The sequence below is a fragment of the Rhodococcus sp. MT28 genome (genome assembly GCF_058792695.1).
The window spans coordinates 135,910-154,658 of record NZ_JBXAFD010000009.1; the positions used below are offsets into that span (position 1 = coordinate 135,910).

Here is an 18,749-nt window from a genome sequence, read left to right on the forward strand (position 1 = left end):
TCGGCGCACAAGCGCCACGTCGTCCCCGTGCCGAGTCCGACTGGCACGAGGAGATCGCCATGGCGAGTAACGGGTATCCCAAAGTCGACTACGGTGTCCCCGCCGACACCGGAGTCAAGTTCCCCGAACTGGAACAGAAAGTCCTGAAACAGTGGGACGACGACGACACCTTCCGTGCGTCGGTTTCCAATCGGGACGGCAGCGAAGAGTTCGTTTTCTACGACGGACCGCCCTTCGCAAACGGCTTGCCGCATTACGGTCACCTGCTGACGGGGTACGTCAAGGACCTGGTGCCGCGCTTCCAGACCATGCGTGGACGCAAGGTCGAGCGACGCTTCGGCTGGGACTGCCACGGACTGCCCGCAGAACTCGAAGCGGAGAAGCAACTCGGCATCAAGGACAAGGCCGAGATCGAAGTCATGGGTCTGGCCAAGTTCAACGAGTACTGCAAGGCCTCGGTGCTCAAGTACACCGACGAGTGGCGCGACTACGTCACCCGCCAGGCACGTTGGGTCGACTTCGACAACGACTACAAGACCCTGGACGTCGACTTCATGGAGTCCGTCATGTGGGCCTTCAAGGAGCTGCACGACAAGGGCCTGATCTATCAGGGCTTCCGCGTGCTGCCCTACAGCTGGTACGAGCAGACTCCGCTGTCCAATCAAGAGACTCGTCTCGACGACGCGTACAAGATGCGTCAGGATCCTGCAGTCACGGTCGACATGCCGCTGGTCGCTCCGGGTTCACCATTGGACGGCGCAAACGCGATCATCTGGACCACGACTCCGTGGACACTGCCGTCCAACTTGGCCACTGCGGTTCATCCCGAGGTCGACTACGTCCAGGTGCTCGGCGAGGACGGAAAGCGGTACGTGCTCGCGGAAGCACGGGTAGCTCATTACGCACGTGAGCTGGGGGAGGACCCCGAGGTCGTTTCCCGCCACAAGGGCGCCGAGTTGGTCGGACTGTCGTACACACCGCCGTTCGACTTCTTCCTCGGACATCCAAACGCGCACGTCGTGCTTTCGGCCGACTACGTGACAACCGATTCCGGAACCGGAATCGTCCACCTCGCACCGGCTTTCGGTGAGGAGGATATGGATGTCGCCACGGCCAACGGTATCGAGGTCGTGCAGCCGCTCGATGCGGGTGGAAAGTTCACCTCGATGGTTCCGCCGTACGAGGGCTTGATGGTCTTCGACGCCAACCCGGTCATCATCAAGGACCTCAAGGCCGCTGGAAAGCTGCTGCGGCACGAGACGATCGAGCACTCGTACCCGCACAGTTGGCGCAGTGGGCAGCCGCTCATCTACATGGCGGTTCCCTCGTGGTTCGTCGCGGTCACCAAGTTCCGCGATCGCATGGTCGAGCTGAACAAGGACATCACGTGGGTGCCCGAGCACATCCGTGACGGCCAGTTCGGCAAGTGGCTCGAAGGTGCACGCGACTGGAACATCAGCCGAAACCGCTACTGGGGCAGCCCGATCCCGGTGTGGGTGTCGGACGATCCGCAGTACCCGCGTACGGACGTCTACGGATCGCTCGATCAGTTGGAGGCAGACTTCGGTGTGCGTCCGACCGATCTGCATCGCCCGATGATCGACGACCTGGTCCGCCCGAACCCCGACGACCCGACCGGGAAGTCGATGATGCGCCGCGTTCCCGAGGTGCTCGACTGCTGGTTCGAATCCGGTTCGATGCCGTACGCGCAGGTGCACTACCCATTCGAGAACCGTGAATGGTTCGAGGGTCATTTCCCGGGCGATTTCATCGTCGAGTACAACGGGCAGACTCGCGGCTGGTTCTACACGCTGCACGTGCTGGCCACCGCACTCTTCGATCGTCCGGCCTTCAAAACCGTTGCTGCGCACGGCATCGTGCTCGGCGACGACGGACTCAAGATGAGCAAGTCCAAGGGCAACTACCCGGACGTGAAGGAGGTGTTCAACCGCGACGGCAGCGATGCGATGCGATGGTTCCTGATGTCTTCGCCGATCTTGCGCGGCGGAAACCTCATCGTGACCGAGCAGGGCATCCGCGAAGGTGTGCGTCAGGCATTGCTCCCGCTGTGGAACGCCTGGAGCTTCCTGCAGTTGTACGCCCCGGAATCCGGTGTGTGGTGTACCGATTCGGAGAACATCCTCGATCAGTACATCCTGGCCAAGCTCGCTACCACCCGCGACGTGATCACCGAGGCCCTCGAGGTCAACGACATCGCCGGTGCGTGCGACGAGCTTCGGTTGTTCTGTGACGCACTCACCAACTGGTATGTGCGACGGTCTCGTTCGCGGTTCTGGGACGAGGATCGCGACGCGATCGACACCCTGCACACCGTGCTCGAGGTCGTGACGCGTCTCGCTGCGCCGCTGTTGCCGTTGGTGTCCGAGGTGATCTGGCGCGGGTTGACCGGGGAGCGCTCGGTTCACCTGGCTGATTGGCCCGAGGCGTCGGAGCTCCCCGCGAACCCCGACCTGGTAGCGGCGATGGACGACGTCCGGACCGTGTGCTCCACGGTGCTGAGCCTGCGCAAGGCACAGAATCTGCGTGTTCGTCTTCCGCTGCCCGAGGTCACGGTTGCGGCGCCGGATGCCGAGCGTCTGCGTCCGTTCCTCGGACTGATTGCCGACGAGGTCAACGTCAAGAAGGTCGATCTGACCGATGACGTCGACGTGCACGGGCGCTTCGAGATCGCGGTCAACGCGCGTGCTGCAGGACCGCGTCTGGGCAAGTCCGTTCAGACTGTCATCAAGGCGGTCAAGGCGGGCGACTGGACCGAGAACGCGGACGGCGTCGTGGTTGCGGCGGGCATCGAACTGCTGCCCGAGGAGTACACGCAGAAACTGGTTGCAGCCGAGCCTGATTCGACGGCTGCATTGCCCGACGGTGCGGGACTCGTCGTACTCGATTCCGTCGTGACGGAGGAACTCGAAGCCGAGGGCTGGGCGAAGGACCGTATCCGTCAGTTGCAGGATGCGCGTCGTGCCGCCGGTTTGGACGTCTCGGACCGGATCAACGTCGTGCTCGAGGTTCCGCAGGACTGCAAGGAGTGGGCAGAGCGTCATCGCGAATTGATCGCCGGTGAGGTTCTGGCCACCTCCTTCTCGGTGGGTGAAGCGGGAGACGACGCCGTCGATCTCGGTGACGGTATCCGCGCCGCGATCACGAAGGTCTAATACCGCCGTAACTACTCCGGCTCCCCGAAGAATGTCTGTATGTCGGGGTGCCGGAGTAGTTTGCTCTCATGAGTACGAGCAAGGAAACCGTGGCGCGCATTCTCGAGCAGTTGGAACCGCTCGACGTGCGGGCAAGGGCGATGTTCGGCGAGTACGGATTGTATTGCGACGAGAAGATCGTGGGCTTGATCTGCGGAGACGTTCTGTTCGTCAAACCCACCGAGGTCAGTGCGGAGTTCGGATCAGAGGCGGATCTGGCTCCGCCGTACCCGGGAGCGAAGGATTACTACCGGGTGACGGAGGAACGGTTGCAGGACCTCGATCACCTGCACGCCTTCATTCAACGGACTGCCGACGTATTGCCCCTGCCGAAGAAGAAGTCGCCCAAGAAGAAGGCGCGGACGTAGATTCTGCACCTACTTTTGAGAGAACCGTAACTCCCGATGAATCAAGGTGATCCCACACGAAGTCGCAGGTGGGTGCTGCATCTCGACATGGATGCGTTTTTCGCCTCCGCCGAGCAGTTGACCCGTCCCACGCTGCGAGGTCGCCCGGTGCTGGTCGGCGGCTTGGGCGGGCGCGGAGTGGTGGCCGGGGCAAGTTACGAAGCGAGAGTTTTCGGTGCGCGATCGGCGATGCCGATGCATCAAGCACGCCGGATGGTCGGTGGTGGAGCGGTGGTATTGCCACCGCGGATGTCGTTGTATTCGGTTCTGAGTAAACGCACGTTCGACGCGTTGCGCCTTCGTATGCCGATCCTCGAGCAACTGTCGGTGGACGAGGCTTTCGGGGAGCCGGTGGAGTTGGCCGGTGTCGGAGCTGACGAGGTCCGCGCGTTTTGCGAAGATTTGCGGGCGTTGATCAAAGCCGAGACCGGGTTGGTCGCCTCGATCGGTGCCGGCGCAGGTAAGCAGGTCGCCAAGATCGCGTCGGGACTGGCAAAGCCCGACGGCGTCGCAGTCATTCCTCCCGGGATGCAGCACGAGTTGCTCGATCCACTGCCGGTGCGGAAGCTCTGGGGGATCGGCCCTGTTGCCGAGGAAAAGCTCAAGCGTCTCGGCATCGAAACCATCGGAGGGTTTGCCCGCACTCCCATAGCGGAGGTGGCGTCGATACTCGGAACCACTGTCGGACCGGGGTTGCATCGGCTCGCACAGGGGATCGACGATCGGCCGGTCGCCGAGCGTGCCGAATCCAAGCAGATCAGCGCGGAATCCACTTTCGCCGCAGACATCGTCACGATGGCGCAACTGCGCGCCGCCGTCGAAAGTAGTGGTCGTGCAGCATTTTCCAGGCTGGAGAAGGACGGAAGAGCTGCTCGCACCGTCGTACTGAAGCTCAAGAAGTCCGATATGAGTATCTTGACTCGATCCGTGACGCTGCCGTTTGCCACCATCGACCGCCAAATCCTCATCGCGACTGCGCAGAAACAGGTCATCGATCCACAGGAATTGGGGCCGATTCGCCTGGTCGGTGTGGGATTCGCCGGTTTGTCCACCGTTCGGCAAGGATCACTTTTTCCCGAGTTGGATCAGGATGTTCCCGGCTATCCGGTCGAGACTCTCACGGGCGCCCTCGATGAGGCTGAACTCGACGTTCCGGTGGCCGCACGCGTGCCTCAGCGCTACTGGCACCCCGGTTTGGACGTGAAGCATCCAGAATACGGACACGGTTGGGTGCAGGGTGCCGGGCACGGAGTGGTGACAGTTCGCTTCGAAACCCGTTCCAGCGGAACGGGAATAGCCAAAACCTTCGCCGAATCGGATGAGGTGCTCGAGGTAGCAGATGCGGTCGACAGCCTTCTCTGAGGATGTCCTTAGACTTTTTCCGCTTACCGTTGGGTAATGTTGTCGACGATCCTCGAGCAAGCACGATGTTCGACTGACGCTCGAATGTGAACACCCGAATGGATAGGACTGAGAAGTTGAAGCTTCAGAAGATGACCGTTGCAGCCGTGGCGATCGCAGCAGCCCTGACGATGACCGCTTGTGGTTCAGACGGAGGAGACTCCGACAAGACGACTTCGGCGAAGCCTACGACCACCACCTCTGCGGCAGCGACGACCACCGTTGAACTGCCGACGTCTGCTGAGCTCAACGGCAAGGTCGCCCAGGCACTCGACGAGACCGTTCCGGCCGCAGACAAGGTCAACCTCGTCCAGGGCGCCGAGCAGGATCCCGAGCTGATCAACCAGGTCGCCGCTGCCGCCAAGGCTGCCGGCGCCCAGGTCGAGATCCTCGACCCGGTCACCGACACAGGCAGCGAGACGGCAGCAGCTTCGCTGAACATCCTCGTCAACGGTCAGCCGCTGCAGCAGGGCCTGCAGGCGTCGTTCGTCTACGAAGACGGCGTCTGGAAGCTCTCGAAGACCACCGCTTGCCAGATCGTCGGCGTTGCAGGTCTGACCTCGCCGGCTTGCGCTGCTTGATCTCTCGGTAACACCTGAAACACCAGAGCGGCCGCCGACTCCCGAAGGGGAGTGGGCGGCCGCTCTTCACGCGGTAAGCGACGTCAGTGATGGAATCCCTCGGTGACGCGCGGCCGCGGCATCGGGCTGTCCAGTTCGTCGAGGAACGCGGTTTCCTCTTCGATGATGCGCAGCAGATTGGCCGCCAGGTCCATGCTCAGTCCGTTACGAACCACGATGCGCTGCACTGTCAGATCCGCGAGATCGTCCGGCATGGGGTAGGCCGGCACCAACCAGCCCTTGCCTCGCAACCGGTCCGAGAGGTCGTACAGCGTCCAGTTGGACGTGTGGCCCTCGGCGAGGCGCCACGCGAAGACCGGGATGTCGGAACCGTCGTTCCACAATTCGAAGGCGTCGAGCTTCCCGATTCCTTCGGCGAGGAATTTCGCCACGTCCTGTGAGGACTGCTGGATCGCGCGATAGCCGTCGTGGCCGAGACGCAGGAACAAGTAGAACTGCAGGATCACCTGAGCGCCGGGACGCGAGAAGTTCAGTGCGAAGGTCGGCATACTGCCGCCGAGGTAGCTCACCTTGAAGACGAGGTCGTCGGGAAGTAGATCCTGCGATCGCCAGACCACCCAGCCGAGGCCGGGGTAGACGAGCCCGTACTTGTGCGCCGAGGTGTTGATGGAGTGGACGCGCGGTAGTCGGAAATCCCATTCGAGTTCGGGCTGAAGGAACGGTGCGATCATCGCACCGGAAGCGCCGTCGACGTGGATGGGGACGTCGAGTCCCGTCTTCGCCTGGATCGCATCGAGTGCCTTCGAGATTTCCAGGACCGGCTCGTACATCCCGGTGTACGTGACGCCCATGATCGCGACGACGCCGATGGTGTTCTCGTCGACATACTTGTCCAGATCGTGACCGTCGAGGGTGCGGTGTTCCTCGCTGATCGGCACGTAACGCGCTTCGACGTCCCAGTAGTTGCAGAACTTCTCCCAGCACACCTGGACCGCGGAACTCATGATGAGATTTGGCTTTTCGGTGGACTTGCCCGCGGCTTTTCGTGCGTGCTGCCAGCGTCGTTTCATCGCCAGGCCGCCGAGCATGCAGGCTTCGGACGAACCGATCGTCGAGGTGCCGATTGCGTCCTTGGGGGAGGGCGAGTGCCAGAGGTCGGCAAGGATGCGCCAGCAATAGGTTTCGATCGCGGCGGTCTGCGGATACTCGTCCTTGTCGATCATGTTCTTGTCGAACGACTCGGCATACAGTTTGGTGGCGTGATCGTCCATCCACGTGCTGACGAACGTCGCGAGATTGAGCCGCGCATTGCCGTCGAGCATCGTTTCGTCGTGGACGATCTGATACGCGGTCTCGGGAAGCATGCCGTCGGGTTCGAGTGTGTACTTCGATGCAACCGAATCCTCGCCAGGCCTCGAGAAGATCGGATTGACGGCTACGTAATCGGTGTGATCTGACCTTCTGGGTTCCGGCATGAACTCTGGCTCCTCACATCAGTGTGTCGCGTTGGTCTGTTTCGTACCTACTCTCACCGTTCAGTGTGGACGGGCAGTTGTCAAAGGGTCTGTGGTCCCGAATCATTCGCGTAAGGCCGAGACGGGACCAATCCGCTCGTTGTCAGGGCGTTTGTGCGCGCAGGCGATCGGCGGCGGCCGATGCCATCGAGTGCAGCACGTCGGGGGCGATCGGACTCGGCGCAGTTGCGGACACCTGGGTCAACGTGGTCCCGACTGCGGCCACGATCGCATCGGCGACCAAGGTGAAACCGCCACTCTCCGTGATGATTCGGAAAGCGAAAGACGCGTCGCCGACGTTCGGGTCCGACGCTCCGCCGACGCGATAGGTGATTGTCGTTCCGTCGGCATCGGTTCCTGAATATTCCGCGCACCCGGCCAGCGTGGTCTGAAGTTTCTCGAAAGCTGCTGCTGCCGCGGTGCCGTCGGCGTACGAAGCAGAGTCCTGATCGATGCTCGTGAAATCGGGGCCGGTGAACATGTCGGAGAGGTCGGCGACCGATCCGGGAGCCTGGGTGGCTATCGGCGCCAGAACCTGGGCGCAGACGGCGGGGTCGGTGCTCGACTTGTCCGCCTCCGAACTCTCCGGCGCCGGTGCGAGGCCGAGGTCGTCGACCGGGTCGGGAACTATGTCGAAGTCCGCAGGTAGCTCGGACAGGGTGAGCGCGGCTCGTTGCAGGCCGTCACGGTCGAGAGGCGCCCCGCTCAGCGGTGCGGCCGGAGCAGCCGTGAACGGCGCCAAGCCGACCTGTGGGGCGGAAACCTGCGTAGTCGTGTCGGCACCAGGCGAGTCGTCCGAGCCGCAACCGGTCACGACGAACAGTGCCGCCGTTGCGGTCAGACCAAGTGCGAGAAGCGACCGGCGTGTCACGATTCCCACCGAATGCTGTTGGAGATGGTCTGCCGGATCACCGAGGAGCTGTCCGGGTCGCCGTATGCCTGGTCGCCGCCGACGGTCATCTGTCCGTCGATCGGCAAGGGGAGTGAGAGGTCGACGGTGAGGTTTCCGGAGCCGGCCATGACGTACTGATCGATGTTCAGCGTTCCGGCGTCACCGGCTAGGTTCCAGACCGGGCTCTGCGGGGTCTGCGATACGTCCACCGCGAGCGAAAGCCGATTGCCCTCGCGCGCGGTGAGCGTGACGGTGGTTGTCTGATCGAGCAGGATTTCGCTGCTGACTTGCTGCCGAACCACCCAACGTGCGCCGACACCGACCGGAGCGTCGGGGAGTGCAACGGTCCGGTAGACCGCTTGGCCCAGCGCTTGTTCGATTGCAGCGCGGGCAGCATTGGCCGAGTTGGCGGAGGGCTTCAACCGTAGGGCGGTGATGGCGCCCGAATCCGTGACCGACAATCCGGCCGCAGACCCGTCGGCCCCGCTCAGCGCAGCCTGCAGCGTTGCATCGGGCGAGGTCATCGACGACAGCGTGAGGTCAACGACTGCGGTGGGATCGTCAGCGGTCACGTTTGCCGAGAGCGGGATCGTGATCTCCGGCGAAGAGAAATCCTGCGCCGGTTGTTGATCGATCTGCTGACTCACGACGGCCTGGGTGACGAGCGTCGCCGTCTGCGTGGTGCCGACAGGCAAGTTCGTACGCAAAACCTCGCGCGGTTCGCTTCCCGCCTCGAGAACTTCGACCGTCGCGGCGGTCACCGGAACAGTCACCTCACTCGGCGAGGAGGTCGGGGTGTTCGGAGGTTGATCCGAGTCGCCGCAAGCGGTGAGAACGGTGGTGAGAGCGAGGGCAGCGAGGGCGAACGGAACGCGTCGGCCGGTCGTGGACAGCAGTGGCACGCGCTCCAGGCTAGCCGCAGTTGCAGAGTGCGTGACCCGGTGCGGTGAACATGAGGGATGATGGTTGCGTGAGTACAGACCACCCAGACCGAGATGTCAACGCGGAGGATCAGCCGATTACCGAAATCTCGAAGGCCGACGAGCCCGAAACCGTGAAACCGGAAGCCGTGAAATCGGAAGACGGTGACCTGGCGGTTGCGCCGGTCGAAAAGCCCCGCCGGCTGACCATGCTCATTGCCATCGCCGCTGTCATCCTGCTCTCGGACATTCTCACGAAGGTGTGGGCAGTCGCCGCGGTCAAACCGGGGCAGCCGATCGAAATCATCGGTGACGTGGTCACATTCACGATGGTGCGCAATCCGGGGGCAGCGTTCTCGATGGCGACGTCGATGACGTGGATCCTCACTCTCGTCGCAATCGGTGTGGTCATAGGTGTGATCAAGATCGGTCGCACGCTCCGTTCACCGTGGTGGGCGCTCGGTCTCGGCCTCGTTCTCGGCGGCGCGCTGGGTAACCTCGTCGACCGATTCTTCCGCTCTCCCGGAATCATGCGCGGACATGTGGTGGATTTCGTCTCCGTCGGCTGGTGGCCGGTGTTCAACATTGCGGATTCCGCGATCGTCTGTGGCGCGATTCTGCTCGTCGTCCTGACACTGTTCGGCTTCGAACCCAACGGTGAACGCCTGCGTGATCACAAGGCGGATGACAAGAAGCTCACCGAATCGAAGGCTGCAGCCGAGGGAGAAACCAAGTGAGGGAATCCCGTTCGATGCCAGTGCCCGACGGTCTCGATGCCATGCGCGTCGATGCCGGCCTCGCGCGCCTTCTCGGACTCTCGCGCACCGTGGTCGCGACACTCGCGGAAGAAGGCTCGGTACTCGTCGACGGTGTGGCCGTCGGCAAGTCCGATCGTCTGACCGCAGGGTCGTGGCTCGAGGTAGTCCTGCCCGAACCGCCGCGGCCCCTGACCATCGAAGCGACACCGGTCGAGGGAATGGAGATCCTCTACGCCGACGACGACGTCGTGGCAGTCGACAAGCCCGTCGGAGTTGCCGCGCACGCCAGCGTCGGGTGGACGGGACCGACCGTCATCGGCGGACTTGCCGCGGCCGGTTTCCGCATCTCGACGTCCGGTGCCCACGAGCGTCAGGGCATCGTCCACCGCCTGGACGTCGGAACGTCGGGTGTCATGGTGGTTGCCACATCCGAGCGCGCGTACACGTTGCTCAAGCGCGCTTTCAAGCAGCGGACCATCGACAAGCGCTACCACGCTCTCGTGCAGGGACACCCCGACCCGAGCAGCGGAACGATCGACGCGCCCATCGGACGCCATCACGGGAACGACTGGCGATTCACGGTCACGGCCGACGGCAAGCCCAGCGTCACGCACTACGACACCATCGAGGCGTTCCAGGCAGCGAGTCTGCTGGACGTGCACCTCGAAACCGGTCGCACACACCAGATCCGTGTCCACTTTTCGGCGTTGCGCCATCCGTGCTGCGGCGACCTGACTTACGGCGCGGACCCTCGACTTGCCGAAAGGCTCGGCCTCGAGCGCCAGTGGTTGCACGCCGTGTCTCTTGGATTCGCACATCCGGCGGACGGTCGCTGGGTCGAGATCAAGAGCAAGTACCCGAAGGATCTCGAACACGCACTCGAAGTTCTCCGGTCCTCATGACACCGCGCGGGCTTACCCCCGCGCTGGCCGTCGTCGCGGTGGTGGTCGGTGTGGCGGCGGTGGTGGGCGTGGGGTTCGCGAATCCCGTGCCGACCCCGCCGATCCGGACGGACACTCTGGGTCCGGACAGTGGGGAAGCTGTCCCGGACTACCTCGACCGAGCGCGAGATTCTGTTTCGTCGGTCGACGGGCCGGTGTGGGCGTTGGTCTCGTTCACGAAGGCACTCACCGTCGACGAGGTCATCACGTCGACCAGCAGTGTTCAGGTGCCGGGCGCTGAGGTCTCGGGCGTTCGCGTGTCCAGGGTCATGTTCCGAGTTCCGATCGAGCGCGTCCAGACGCCGCTCATGTCGGTGCCCGTTCCCGACAACGACGAATCAGTGCGCAGATCGCCCGGGGTTGCAGCCACGCGACTGGTCTCGCTCGGCGGCGACACCGATCGTCAGCAACAGGTGGCGCTCGCGTCGGCGAAGCGATTGTCCGCCGGGTGCGCCTGCGCGGTGGGCGTGCTGGTGCGAGCGACTCCCGAAGGACTCGAAGCGATCGAACGTGACTCGAACGTCCGTGCAGTGGAAGCGTTGCCGTCCGACGCCTCGCCGTGGTTGGCAGCCGTCCGTCCCTTGCTGCCGGAGTACGTGGACGTCGTTGCTCCCGGCCCCGACGACGGTCCGGTCCCGTGAACTCCGGTTCTGTGAACAAGGACGAACGCGCTGAGTCCCGTTCGTCCTCGGGGATCTTCTACGGTGTGGCGGCCTTCCTGTTGTGGGGAACGTTCCCGGCCTTCTTCGGATTACTCGACTTCGCCGATCCGGTCGAGATCCTGGCGCACCGGGTGGTGTGGACCCTTCTGTTGATGCTGATCGTGTTGGCCTTTGCCGGCCGCCTCGGATCGCTTCGCGGAATCAGCGCACGCACCTGGCTGCTGGTGACCGCGGCGTCAGCGGCGATCGCCGTGAACTGGGGCACGTACATCTATGCCGTGGTGTCAGGCCGCGTCGTGGAGGCGGCTCTCGGGTACTTCATCAACCCGCTGGTCACCGTTCTGCTCGGCGTCGTGATCTTCCGCGAACGATTGCGTCCCGCCCAGATCGCCGCGCTCGTTCTCGCTGCCACGGCAGTTGTGGTGATCACGGTCGACTTCGGGAAACCTCCGATCGTCGCTTTGCTGCTCGCCGGCTCGTTTGCCACCTATGGGTTGGTCAAGAAGGTGGTTCCGCTCGATCCTCGAACCAGTTTGACTGCCGAGGGAGTCGTTGCCGCACCGTTCGCGGTCGGCTACCTCGTGTTTCTCGGCCTGACCGGGGCCGGTGCATTCATCAGCAGCGGTACCGGGCACAGCCTGTTGCTGCTTGCCGCCGGCCCGGTCACCGCGCTGCCGCTGCTCCTGTTCGGCGTCGCCGCTCAGAGAGTTCCGTTGGCGACGATGGGCATGCTGCAGTACCTCACCCCGGCGCTCCAGATGGCGTGGGGTGTGGCCGTCATGCACGAGGACATGCCGGCCTCACGCTGGATCGGCTTCGTTCTGATCTGGGCTGCACTGGTGATCTTCACGACAGACACCTTCGTCGCCGGTCGACGTTCGCGGCGTTCGGTGAGGTCGAGCGCCGAACCCGAGGTTCCGGTCACGTGACCGGAGGCGGCGCACGGCGACTCCGCTACGTCGGTCGCCGGTCGTGTCGGCAGCGCGGCATACACTCGATCTCGCTCCCAGACCTTCAGAGAGGCGCACGTGGCTGACTCGTTCGTACATCTTCACAATCACACCGAGTACTCGATGCTCGACGGTGCGGCCAAGGTCGGCGCCATGTTCGAGGAGGCCGCTCGTCTCGAAATGACCGCAGTCGGCATGACCGACCACGGAAACATGTACGGCGCCAGCCAGTTCTACAACGAGGCAAAGAGCGCCGGCATCAAGCCGATCATCGGCATCGAGGCCTACATCGCACCCGAGTCTCGCTTCAACACCAAGCGAGTTCTGTGGGGAGATCGCAGCCAGAAGTCCGACGACGTCTCCGGTAGCGGTGCGTACACCCACATGACGATGGTGGCCGAGAACGCGACCGGACTCCGCAACCTCTTCAAGCTGTCGTCGCTCGCGTCCATCGAGGGCCAGCTCGGTAAATGGCCACGGATGGACGAGGAGCTCATCGCCGCGCACGCCGAGGGCATCATCGCGACCACGGGTTGCCCGTCCGGTGAGATCCAGACCCGCCTTCGTCTCGGTCACGATCGCGAGGCTCTCGAAGCTGCCGCGAAGTGGCAGGAGATCTGGGGCCCGGACAACTTCTTCCTCGAACTGATGGATCACGGTCTCTCGATCGAGCGCCGTGTGCGAGAGGGTCTGCTCGACATCGGCAAGCAACTCGGTATTCCGCCACTTGCCACCAACGACTGCCATTACGTCACCAAGGACGCCGCCGAGAATCACGAGGCGCTGCTCTGCATTCAGACCGGCAAGACGCTCTCCGACCCCACTCGCTTCAAGTTCGACGGCGACGGCTACTACCTCAAGTCCGCTGCCGAGATGCGCGCCATCTGGGACAACGAGGTACCGGGGGCATGCGACAACACCGTTGCCATCGGCGAGCGTGTGCAGTCGTACGAGGACGTGTGGGCGTTCCACGACCGCATGCCGATCTTCCCGGTCCCGGAGGGACACACGCAGCAGACCTTCCTGCGCGCCGAGGTGATGCGCGGACTCGATCGCCGCTTCCCGAGCGGACCGCCGCAGGAGTACCTCGCCCGCGCCGACTACGAGATCGGCGTCATCAACGAAATGGGCTTCCCCGCCTACTTCCTCGTGGTCGGCGACCTGATCAACCACGCCAAGGACGTCGGGATCCGTGTCGGGCCCGGCCGTGGATCGGCTGCCGGTTCGTTGGTGGCCTACGCGATGGGTATCACCAACATCGACCCCATCCCGTACGGGTTGCTGTTCGAGCGATTCCTCAACCCCGAGCGTGTGTCCATGCCCGATATCGATATCGACTTCGATGATCGCCGTCGCGGCGAGATGGTTCGCTACGCGACGGACAAGTGGGGCAACGACAAGGTCGCCCAGGTCATCACCTTCGGCACCATCAAGACCAAGGCTGCCATCAAGGACTCGGCTCGCGTCCAGTTCGGCAAGCCGGGCTTCGCCATCGCCGATCAGATCACCAAGGCACTCCCGCCGCCCATCATGGCCAAGGACATCTCGGTTTCCGGTATCACCGATCCGAAGCACGAGCGGTACAAGGAGGCCGTCGAGGTTCGAGCGCTCATCGACTCCAGCCCGGACGTCGCGAAGATCTACAAGACTGCGGTGGGTCTGGAGGGGCTGATCCGTAACGCCGGTGTGCACGCCTGCGCGGTGATCATGTCGTCCGAACCGCTCACCGACGCAATCCCGGTCTGGAAGCGCGCCCAGGACGGCGCCATCATCACCGGGTGGGACTACCCCTCGTGTGAAGCCATCGGCCTGCTCAAGATGGACTTCCTCGGTCTGCGAAACCTCACGGTCATCGGCGACACGCTCGAGAACATCAAAGCCAACCGCGGCATCGACCTCGACCTCGACACTTTGCCGATGGACGATGCGGCAACATACGAACTGCTCGCCCGCGGCGACACTCTCGGTGTGTTCCAGCTCGACGGCGGCGGTATGCGCGAGTTGCTGAAACTGATGCAGCCCACCGGATTCGGCGACATCGTCGCCGCCTTGGCGCTGTATCGACCGGGACCGATGGGTGTGGACGCCCACATCTCGTACGCCAAGCGCAAGAACGCCTTGGAAGACGTCAAGCCGATTCACCCCGAATTGGAGGAGCCGCTCGCGGAGATCCTCTCGGAGACATACGGCCTGATCATCTACCAGGAGCAGATCATGCAACTGGCGCAGAAGGTGGCCGGGTACACCCTGGGCCAGGCCGACTTGCTGCGTCGCGCCATGGGTAAGAAGAAGCTGTCCGAGCTGGAAAAGGCCTACGCCGGCTTCCGGCAGGGCATGTTGGACAACAACTTCAGCGAAGCCGCCATCAAGGCGCTGTGGGACACGGTCCTTCCCTTCGCCGGCTACGCGTTCAACAAGTCGCACTCCGCCGGCTACGGACTCGTGTCGTACTGGACTGCGTACCTCAAGGCGAACTACCCGGCCGAGTACATGGCGGGTCTGCTGACCTCCGTCGGTGACGACAAGGACAAGTCCGCGATCTATCTCGCCGACTGCCGCAAGTTGGGCATCACCGTTCTCCCGCCGGACGTCAACGAGTCACGCGTCGACTTCGCGACCGTCGGCGACGACATCCGTTTCGGTATGGGGTCGGTGCGCAACGTCGGCGCCAACGTCGTCGCCTCGATCATCAAGGCGCGCACCGAGAAGTCGAAGTTCACAGATTTCTCCGACTATCTCGGCAAGATCGACGCGATGGCTTGCAACAAGAAGGTCACCGAATCGCTCATCAAGGCCGGTGCTTTCGACTCGTTGGGTCATCCGCGCAAGGGCCTGATGTTGGTCCATGCCGACGCCATCGATTCCGTGATGAGCACCAAGAAGGCAGAGGCGATCGGACAGTTCGACCTCTTCGGTGGTGCCGAGGCGGACGAGTCGATCACCTCGGTGTTCGACGTCAAGATTCCTGACGAAGAGTGGGATTCCAAGCATCGCCTGGCGCTCGAACGAGAGATGCTGGGGCTGTATGTCTCCGGTCACCCGCTCAACGGCGTCGAGCACATTCTTCGGCAGCAGTCCGACACGTCCATCGCCGCGATACTCGAAGGCGGCGTTCAGGACGGTGCCCAGGTAACTCTCGGCGGCATCATTGCCTCGGTGGACCGCCGGGTCAACAAGAACGGTCTGACCTGGTGCATCGTGCAGCTCGAAGATCTCGTGGGTGGAATCGAGGTGCTGTTCTTCCCGCAGGCGTACGCCGTGTACGGAATGGACATCGCCGAGGATGCCATCGTGTTGGTCAAGGCTCGCGTTTCGATCCGAGACGATCGGATGTCGCTGATCGGCAACGACCTTGCGGTGCCTGATATTTCGGCGATCGGGGTCGCGCGCCCCCTGTCGGTCTCGCTGCCGCTTCGGCAATGCACCAAGGACAAGCTCAGTGCTCTCAAGCAGGTGCTGACGAGGCACCCCGGAACGTCCGACGTTCACGTTCGGCTGATCGGTGGAACCGAGATCAGCTTGTGGAAGGTCGACGACGTCCTTCGGGTCGAACCTTCCTCGGCTTTGATGGGCGACCTGAAGGCATTACTCGGGCCGAGCTGTCTGACGGTCTGACCGCCGATCGAGCGGATCTGAACAGAACGAAGGGACCTTGCTGCATCAGCAGCAAGGTCCCTTCGTGGTTCGCGGGAGATCGGGGGAGTGCGGTGATCAGGTGGTGCGTGAGTAGTGCACGCGCCGTACCCACCACGTGACTACAGCGGCCGTTGCGGCAGTCAGTACGGCCACCTGCATCGACTGCGTGACGGCACCGGCGACGACGAACAGCACGAACCCGACCACGAGAGCTTCGATCTTGTACAGCGGCCACCGAGTTCCGGCCAGATCGACGCAATAGTCGGGGGAGGGGCGTGATTCGCGAGTGGAGATATCTGCGGTGGTCATCTCGTCCCCTTCTGATACGGCTGTTCGAAGCTGTGGTTTCAGAGTAGCCAGAGATGAGAGTTCGGGCAAGCGAACTTTATTGATCGGCAGCTCACTTAATCGATCAACCAGGGGAGCGCGCGGGCGACAGGCCTGGTCGGCGTGGTTCGGTGGCCAAGGTGCTCGAGTGGGTGTTCACTGGTACACATGCCAATCACAGGTGAGTACGAACCCAGTCCAGCGTCGTGGGCCGCCGATCAGGTCGCACGCATCGAGAACTCCGGTGGCACCGAGGGAAACGACATGAACGGCATGCCCGTCGTCGTTCTCACGACCATCGGGGCAAAGTCCGGCAAGGTCAGGAAGACGCCGCTGATGCGGGTCGAGCACGACGGTTCGTATGCCGTTGTGGCTTCGCTCGGTGGCGCCCCGAAGAATCCGGTCTGGTACTACAACGTCAAAGCCGACCCGCACGTCACGCTGCGTGACGCGACGCAGGTCTTCGACCTGGTTGCTCGGGAAGTCACCGGCGACGAGAAGGCGGTCTGGTGGGAGCGCGCTGTCGCTGCGTACCCCGACTACGCCGATTATCAGACGAAGACCGATCGTGAGATTCCGGTGTTCGTGCTCGAACCCAAGTAACCCCGCATTCCACAAGAAGCGCTGCATCAATCACAAGTAAATCGTCACTCCCGGGGGTCGGCGATCCCGACTCCCGTGAGTGTGTCATGGAGGTCTGATGAGTCCGAAAACCGTTGCAGATCAATTGGTTCAGCAGCTCGTTGACGCGGGTGTCAGTCGGATCTACGGCATTGTCGGTGACAGTCTCAATCCCATCGTCGATGCGGTTCGTCGCACCGGTGGTTCCGAGAAGGGCGGAATCGATTGGATACACGTCCGGCATGAGGAAGCAGCCGCCTTTGCGGCCGCAGCGGATGCCCAGATCACCGGAAAACTCGCAGTGTGTGCCGGATCCTGCGGTCCCGGAAACCTTCACCTGATCAACGGCCTGTACGACGCTCATCGTTCGGGCGCGCCGGTCCTCGCGATCGCCTCGCACATCCCCAGCGCCCAGATCGGAATGGGCTACTTTCAGGAAACGCATCCCGAGCGGATCTTCATCGAATGTTCGAGTTACACCGAACTCGTCAGCACGGCAGTCCAATCACCTCGCGTGGTGCAGTCGGCGATTCAGCATTCGGTGGCTCGAAACGGCGTCTCGGTGATCGTGCTTCCCGGGGACATCGCCGATTGTCCGGCAGAAGGCACCCCGCCGACGCTCGTCGAAACCCGAAGGCCGACAGTCGTTCCGGATGCCGGTGACGTCAAGGCGTTGGCAGATGTGATCAACGGCTCGCGTAAGGTTGCGATCTTCGCCGGCGCGGGCGTGCGAGATGCGCGCGCGGAGGTTCTGGCGTTGGCCGAAACCGTCGGCGCTCCCATCGGGCATTCACTGCGTGGCAAGGAATGGATCCAGTACGACAATCCATACGACGTCGGGATGACCGGATTGCTCGGTTACGGTGCGGCGCACGACGGTATCCACGGCGCCGATCTCCTGCTCCTGATCGGTACGGACTTTCCCTACGATCAGTTCTTGCCCGACGACGTTCGTACCGCTCAGATCGACATCGCGGCCGAGCGGTTGGGGCGTCGAACCAGCCTGGACCTGGCTGTGCACGGCGACGTCGCGAGCACCTTGAGCGCACTGATTCCGCAGCTCGATCGAAAGACCGACCGCGGGTTCCTGGAGGACACGCTCGCCAAGCACAACACTCTGATGACCAAAGTGGTTGGTGCATACACGGATCCGGTCAAGCAGCGCACGCCGATTCACCCCGAGTATGCGGCCTCGATCTTGGACGATCTGGCAGCCGACGACGCAATCTTCACCGCCGACACCGGGATGTGCAACGTGTGGACGGCGCGCTATCTCAATCCGAACGGATCGAGACGCTTCATCTCCTCGGCGCTGCACGGATCGATGTCCAATGCGCTCCCACATGCGATGGGTGCTGCATGGTCGAGTCCGGGGCGTCAGGTCATCTCGGTGTCGGGCGACGGTGGATTGTCGATGCTGCTCGGTGAGTTGGTCACCGTCGCGATGTACAAGTTGCCGGTCAAGATCGTGGTGTTCAACAACTCGACGCTCGGAATGGTCAAGCTCGAGATGCTGGTCGACGGCCTTCCGGATTTCGGGGTCGACGTGCCCGCGGTCGACTACGCGGCGGTTGCTGCTGCGCTCGGTATCTTCTCGCGCCGAATCGAGAATCCTGCGGACATCGAAGCGGGCCTACGCGCCGCGCTCGATCATGACGGTCCGGCCTTGGTGGATCTGGTGACCGATCCGTTGGCATTGTCGTTGCCGCCCACCATCACCGGTGGTCAGATGAAGGGCTTCGCTTTGGCGATGTCGAAGATGGTGATGAACGGCGGCGTCGGCGAGGCAGTACAGATGGCCAAGTCGAATCTGCGGAACGTGCCACGTCCCTCACAGTTGGATCCGCGCGGCTGACCTACCGCCACCCTGCCTCGCAGACCATGCGGGGCGGGGTGGTGGGAAGGTTGATCTCCGACGTGCGAAAAT

General features: G+C 63.0%; 15 protein-coding genes. 11 read left to right on the forward strand and 4 right to left on the reverse strand.

Features of this window, described 5'->3' with window-relative positions; genetic code table 11:
* Positions 1-59: 59 nt before the first annotated feature.
* The 4 genes from ileS to AC1Q6C_RS27795 all read left to right on the forward strand — a co-directional run bounded on the left by ileS (position 60) and on the right by AC1Q6C_RS27795 (position 5,601).
* Positions 60-3,173 (forward strand): isoleucine--tRNA ligase, encoded by a 3,114-nt coding sequence (gene ileS / locus AC1Q6C_RS27780; RefSeq protein WP_230358785.1) that lies wholly within the window; start codon positions 60-62, stop codon positions 3,171-3,173.
* Between the two features lie 68 nt (positions 3,174-3,241).
* Positions 3,242-3,580: a TfoX/Sxy family protein gene (locus AC1Q6C_RS27785; RefSeq protein WP_021344556.1), complete on the forward strand. Its 339-nt coding sequence runs from the start codon at positions 3,242-3,244 to the stop codon at positions 3,578-3,580.
* Positions 3,581-3,616: 36 nt separating this feature from the next.
* The gene (locus AC1Q6C_RS27790) at positions 3,617-4,981 is read left to right on the forward strand and encodes a DNA polymerase IV (RefSeq protein WP_042452844.1); all 1,365 of its coding nucleotides are present in this window, start codon (positions 3,617-3,619) and stop codon (positions 4,979-4,981) included.
* A gap of 116 nt (positions 4,982-5,097) precedes the next feature.
* On the forward strand, positions 5,098-5,601 hold the full coding sequence (locus AC1Q6C_RS27795; protein WP_492666913.1) for a WKL family lipoprotein: 504 nt from the start codon (positions 5,098-5,100) through the stop codon (positions 5,599-5,601).
* 83 nt (positions 5,602-5,684) lie between these two features.
* On the opposite strand, the gene gad is transcribed toward AC1Q6C_RS27795, so the two are convergent.
* The 3 genes from gad to AC1Q6C_RS27810 all read right to left on the reverse strand — a co-directional run bounded on the left by gad (position 5,685) and on the right by AC1Q6C_RS27810 (position 8,909).
* Positions 5,685-7,076 (reverse strand): glutamate decarboxylase, encoded by a 1,392-nt coding sequence (gene gad / locus AC1Q6C_RS27800; protein ID WP_042921836.1) that lies wholly within the window; start codon positions 7,074-7,076, stop codon positions 5,685-5,687.
* A 142-nt stretch (positions 7,077-7,218) separates the two neighbouring features.
* Positions 7,219-7,986 (reverse strand): sensor domain-containing protein, encoded by a 768-nt coding sequence (locus tag AC1Q6C_RS27805; protein WP_228401058.1) that lies wholly within the window; start codon positions 7,984-7,986, stop codon positions 7,219-7,221.
* Complete coding sequence (locus AC1Q6C_RS27810; protein ID WP_003941753.1) at positions 7,983-8,909, reverse strand: hypothetical protein; 927 nt, start codon at positions 8,907-8,909, stop codon at positions 7,983-7,985. Before AC1Q6C_RS27810 ends, AC1Q6C_RS27805 begins: the two co-directional genes overlap by 4 nt.
* A 68-nt stretch (positions 8,910-8,977) precedes the next feature.
* On the opposite strand from AC1Q6C_RS27810, the gene lspA reads away from it, so the two are divergent.
* From lspA to dnaE, 5 genes are all read left to right on the forward strand, one after another.
* Positions 8,978-9,664, forward strand: coding sequence for a signal peptidase II (lspA, locus tag AC1Q6C_RS27815; RefSeq protein ID WP_003941684.1), 687 nt, complete (start codon positions 8,978-8,980; stop codon positions 9,662-9,664).
* Positions 9,661-10,587 (forward strand): RluA family pseudouridine synthase, encoded by a 927-nt coding sequence (locus AC1Q6C_RS27820; RefSeq protein WP_007733161.1) that lies wholly within the window; start codon positions 9,661-9,663, stop codon positions 10,585-10,587. Before lspA ends, AC1Q6C_RS27820 begins: the two co-directional genes overlap by 4 nt.
* The gene (locus AC1Q6C_RS27825; RefSeq protein WP_230358783.1) at positions 10,584-11,267 is read left to right on the forward strand and encodes a hypothetical protein; all 684 of its coding nucleotides are present in this window, start codon (positions 10,584-10,586) and stop codon (positions 11,265-11,267) included. The genes AC1Q6C_RS27820 and AC1Q6C_RS27825 overlap by 4 nt, the downstream gene beginning before the upstream one ends.
* Positions 11,264-12,217 carry an EamA family transporter RarD gene (gene rarD / locus AC1Q6C_RS27830; RefSeq protein WP_007733157.1) on the forward strand — a complete coding sequence of 318 codons (954 nt, stop codon included), beginning with the start codon at positions 11,264-11,266 and terminating at the stop codon, positions 12,215-12,217. The genes AC1Q6C_RS27825 and rarD overlap by 4 nt, the downstream gene beginning before the upstream one ends.
* A 99-nt stretch (positions 12,218-12,316) precedes the next feature.
* On the forward strand, positions 12,317-15,853 hold the full coding sequence (dnaE, locus tag AC1Q6C_RS27835) for a DNA polymerase III subunit alpha (protein WP_003941755.1): 3,537 nt from the start codon (positions 12,317-12,319) through the stop codon (positions 15,851-15,853).
* Between the two features lie 96 nt (positions 15,854-15,949).
* Here the strand turns inward: dnaE and AC1Q6C_RS27840 are convergent, their stop codons facing one another.
* The gene (locus AC1Q6C_RS27840) at positions 15,950-16,183 is read right to left on the reverse strand and encodes a hypothetical protein (RefSeq protein WP_003941759.1); all 234 of its coding nucleotides are present in this window, start codon (positions 16,181-16,183) and stop codon (positions 15,950-15,952) included.
* 186 nt (positions 16,184-16,369) lie between these two features.
* Between AC1Q6C_RS27840 and AC1Q6C_RS27845 the strand changes: the two genes are divergently transcribed.
* Both AC1Q6C_RS27845 and AC1Q6C_RS27850 read left to right on the forward strand, forming a co-directional pair.
* The gene (locus tag AC1Q6C_RS27845) at positions 16,370-16,804 is read left to right on the forward strand and encodes a nitroreductase family deazaflavin-dependent oxidoreductase (RefSeq protein ID WP_003941666.1); all 435 of its coding nucleotides are present in this window, start codon (positions 16,370-16,372) and stop codon (positions 16,802-16,804) included.
* Between the two features lie 97 nt (positions 16,805-16,901).
* Entirely contained in the window at positions 16,902-18,677 is a 1,776-nt protein-coding gene (locus AC1Q6C_RS27850) for a pyruvate dehydrogenase (RefSeq protein WP_020969844.1), read from the forward strand.
* Positions 18,678-18,749: the final 72 nt, after the last annotated feature.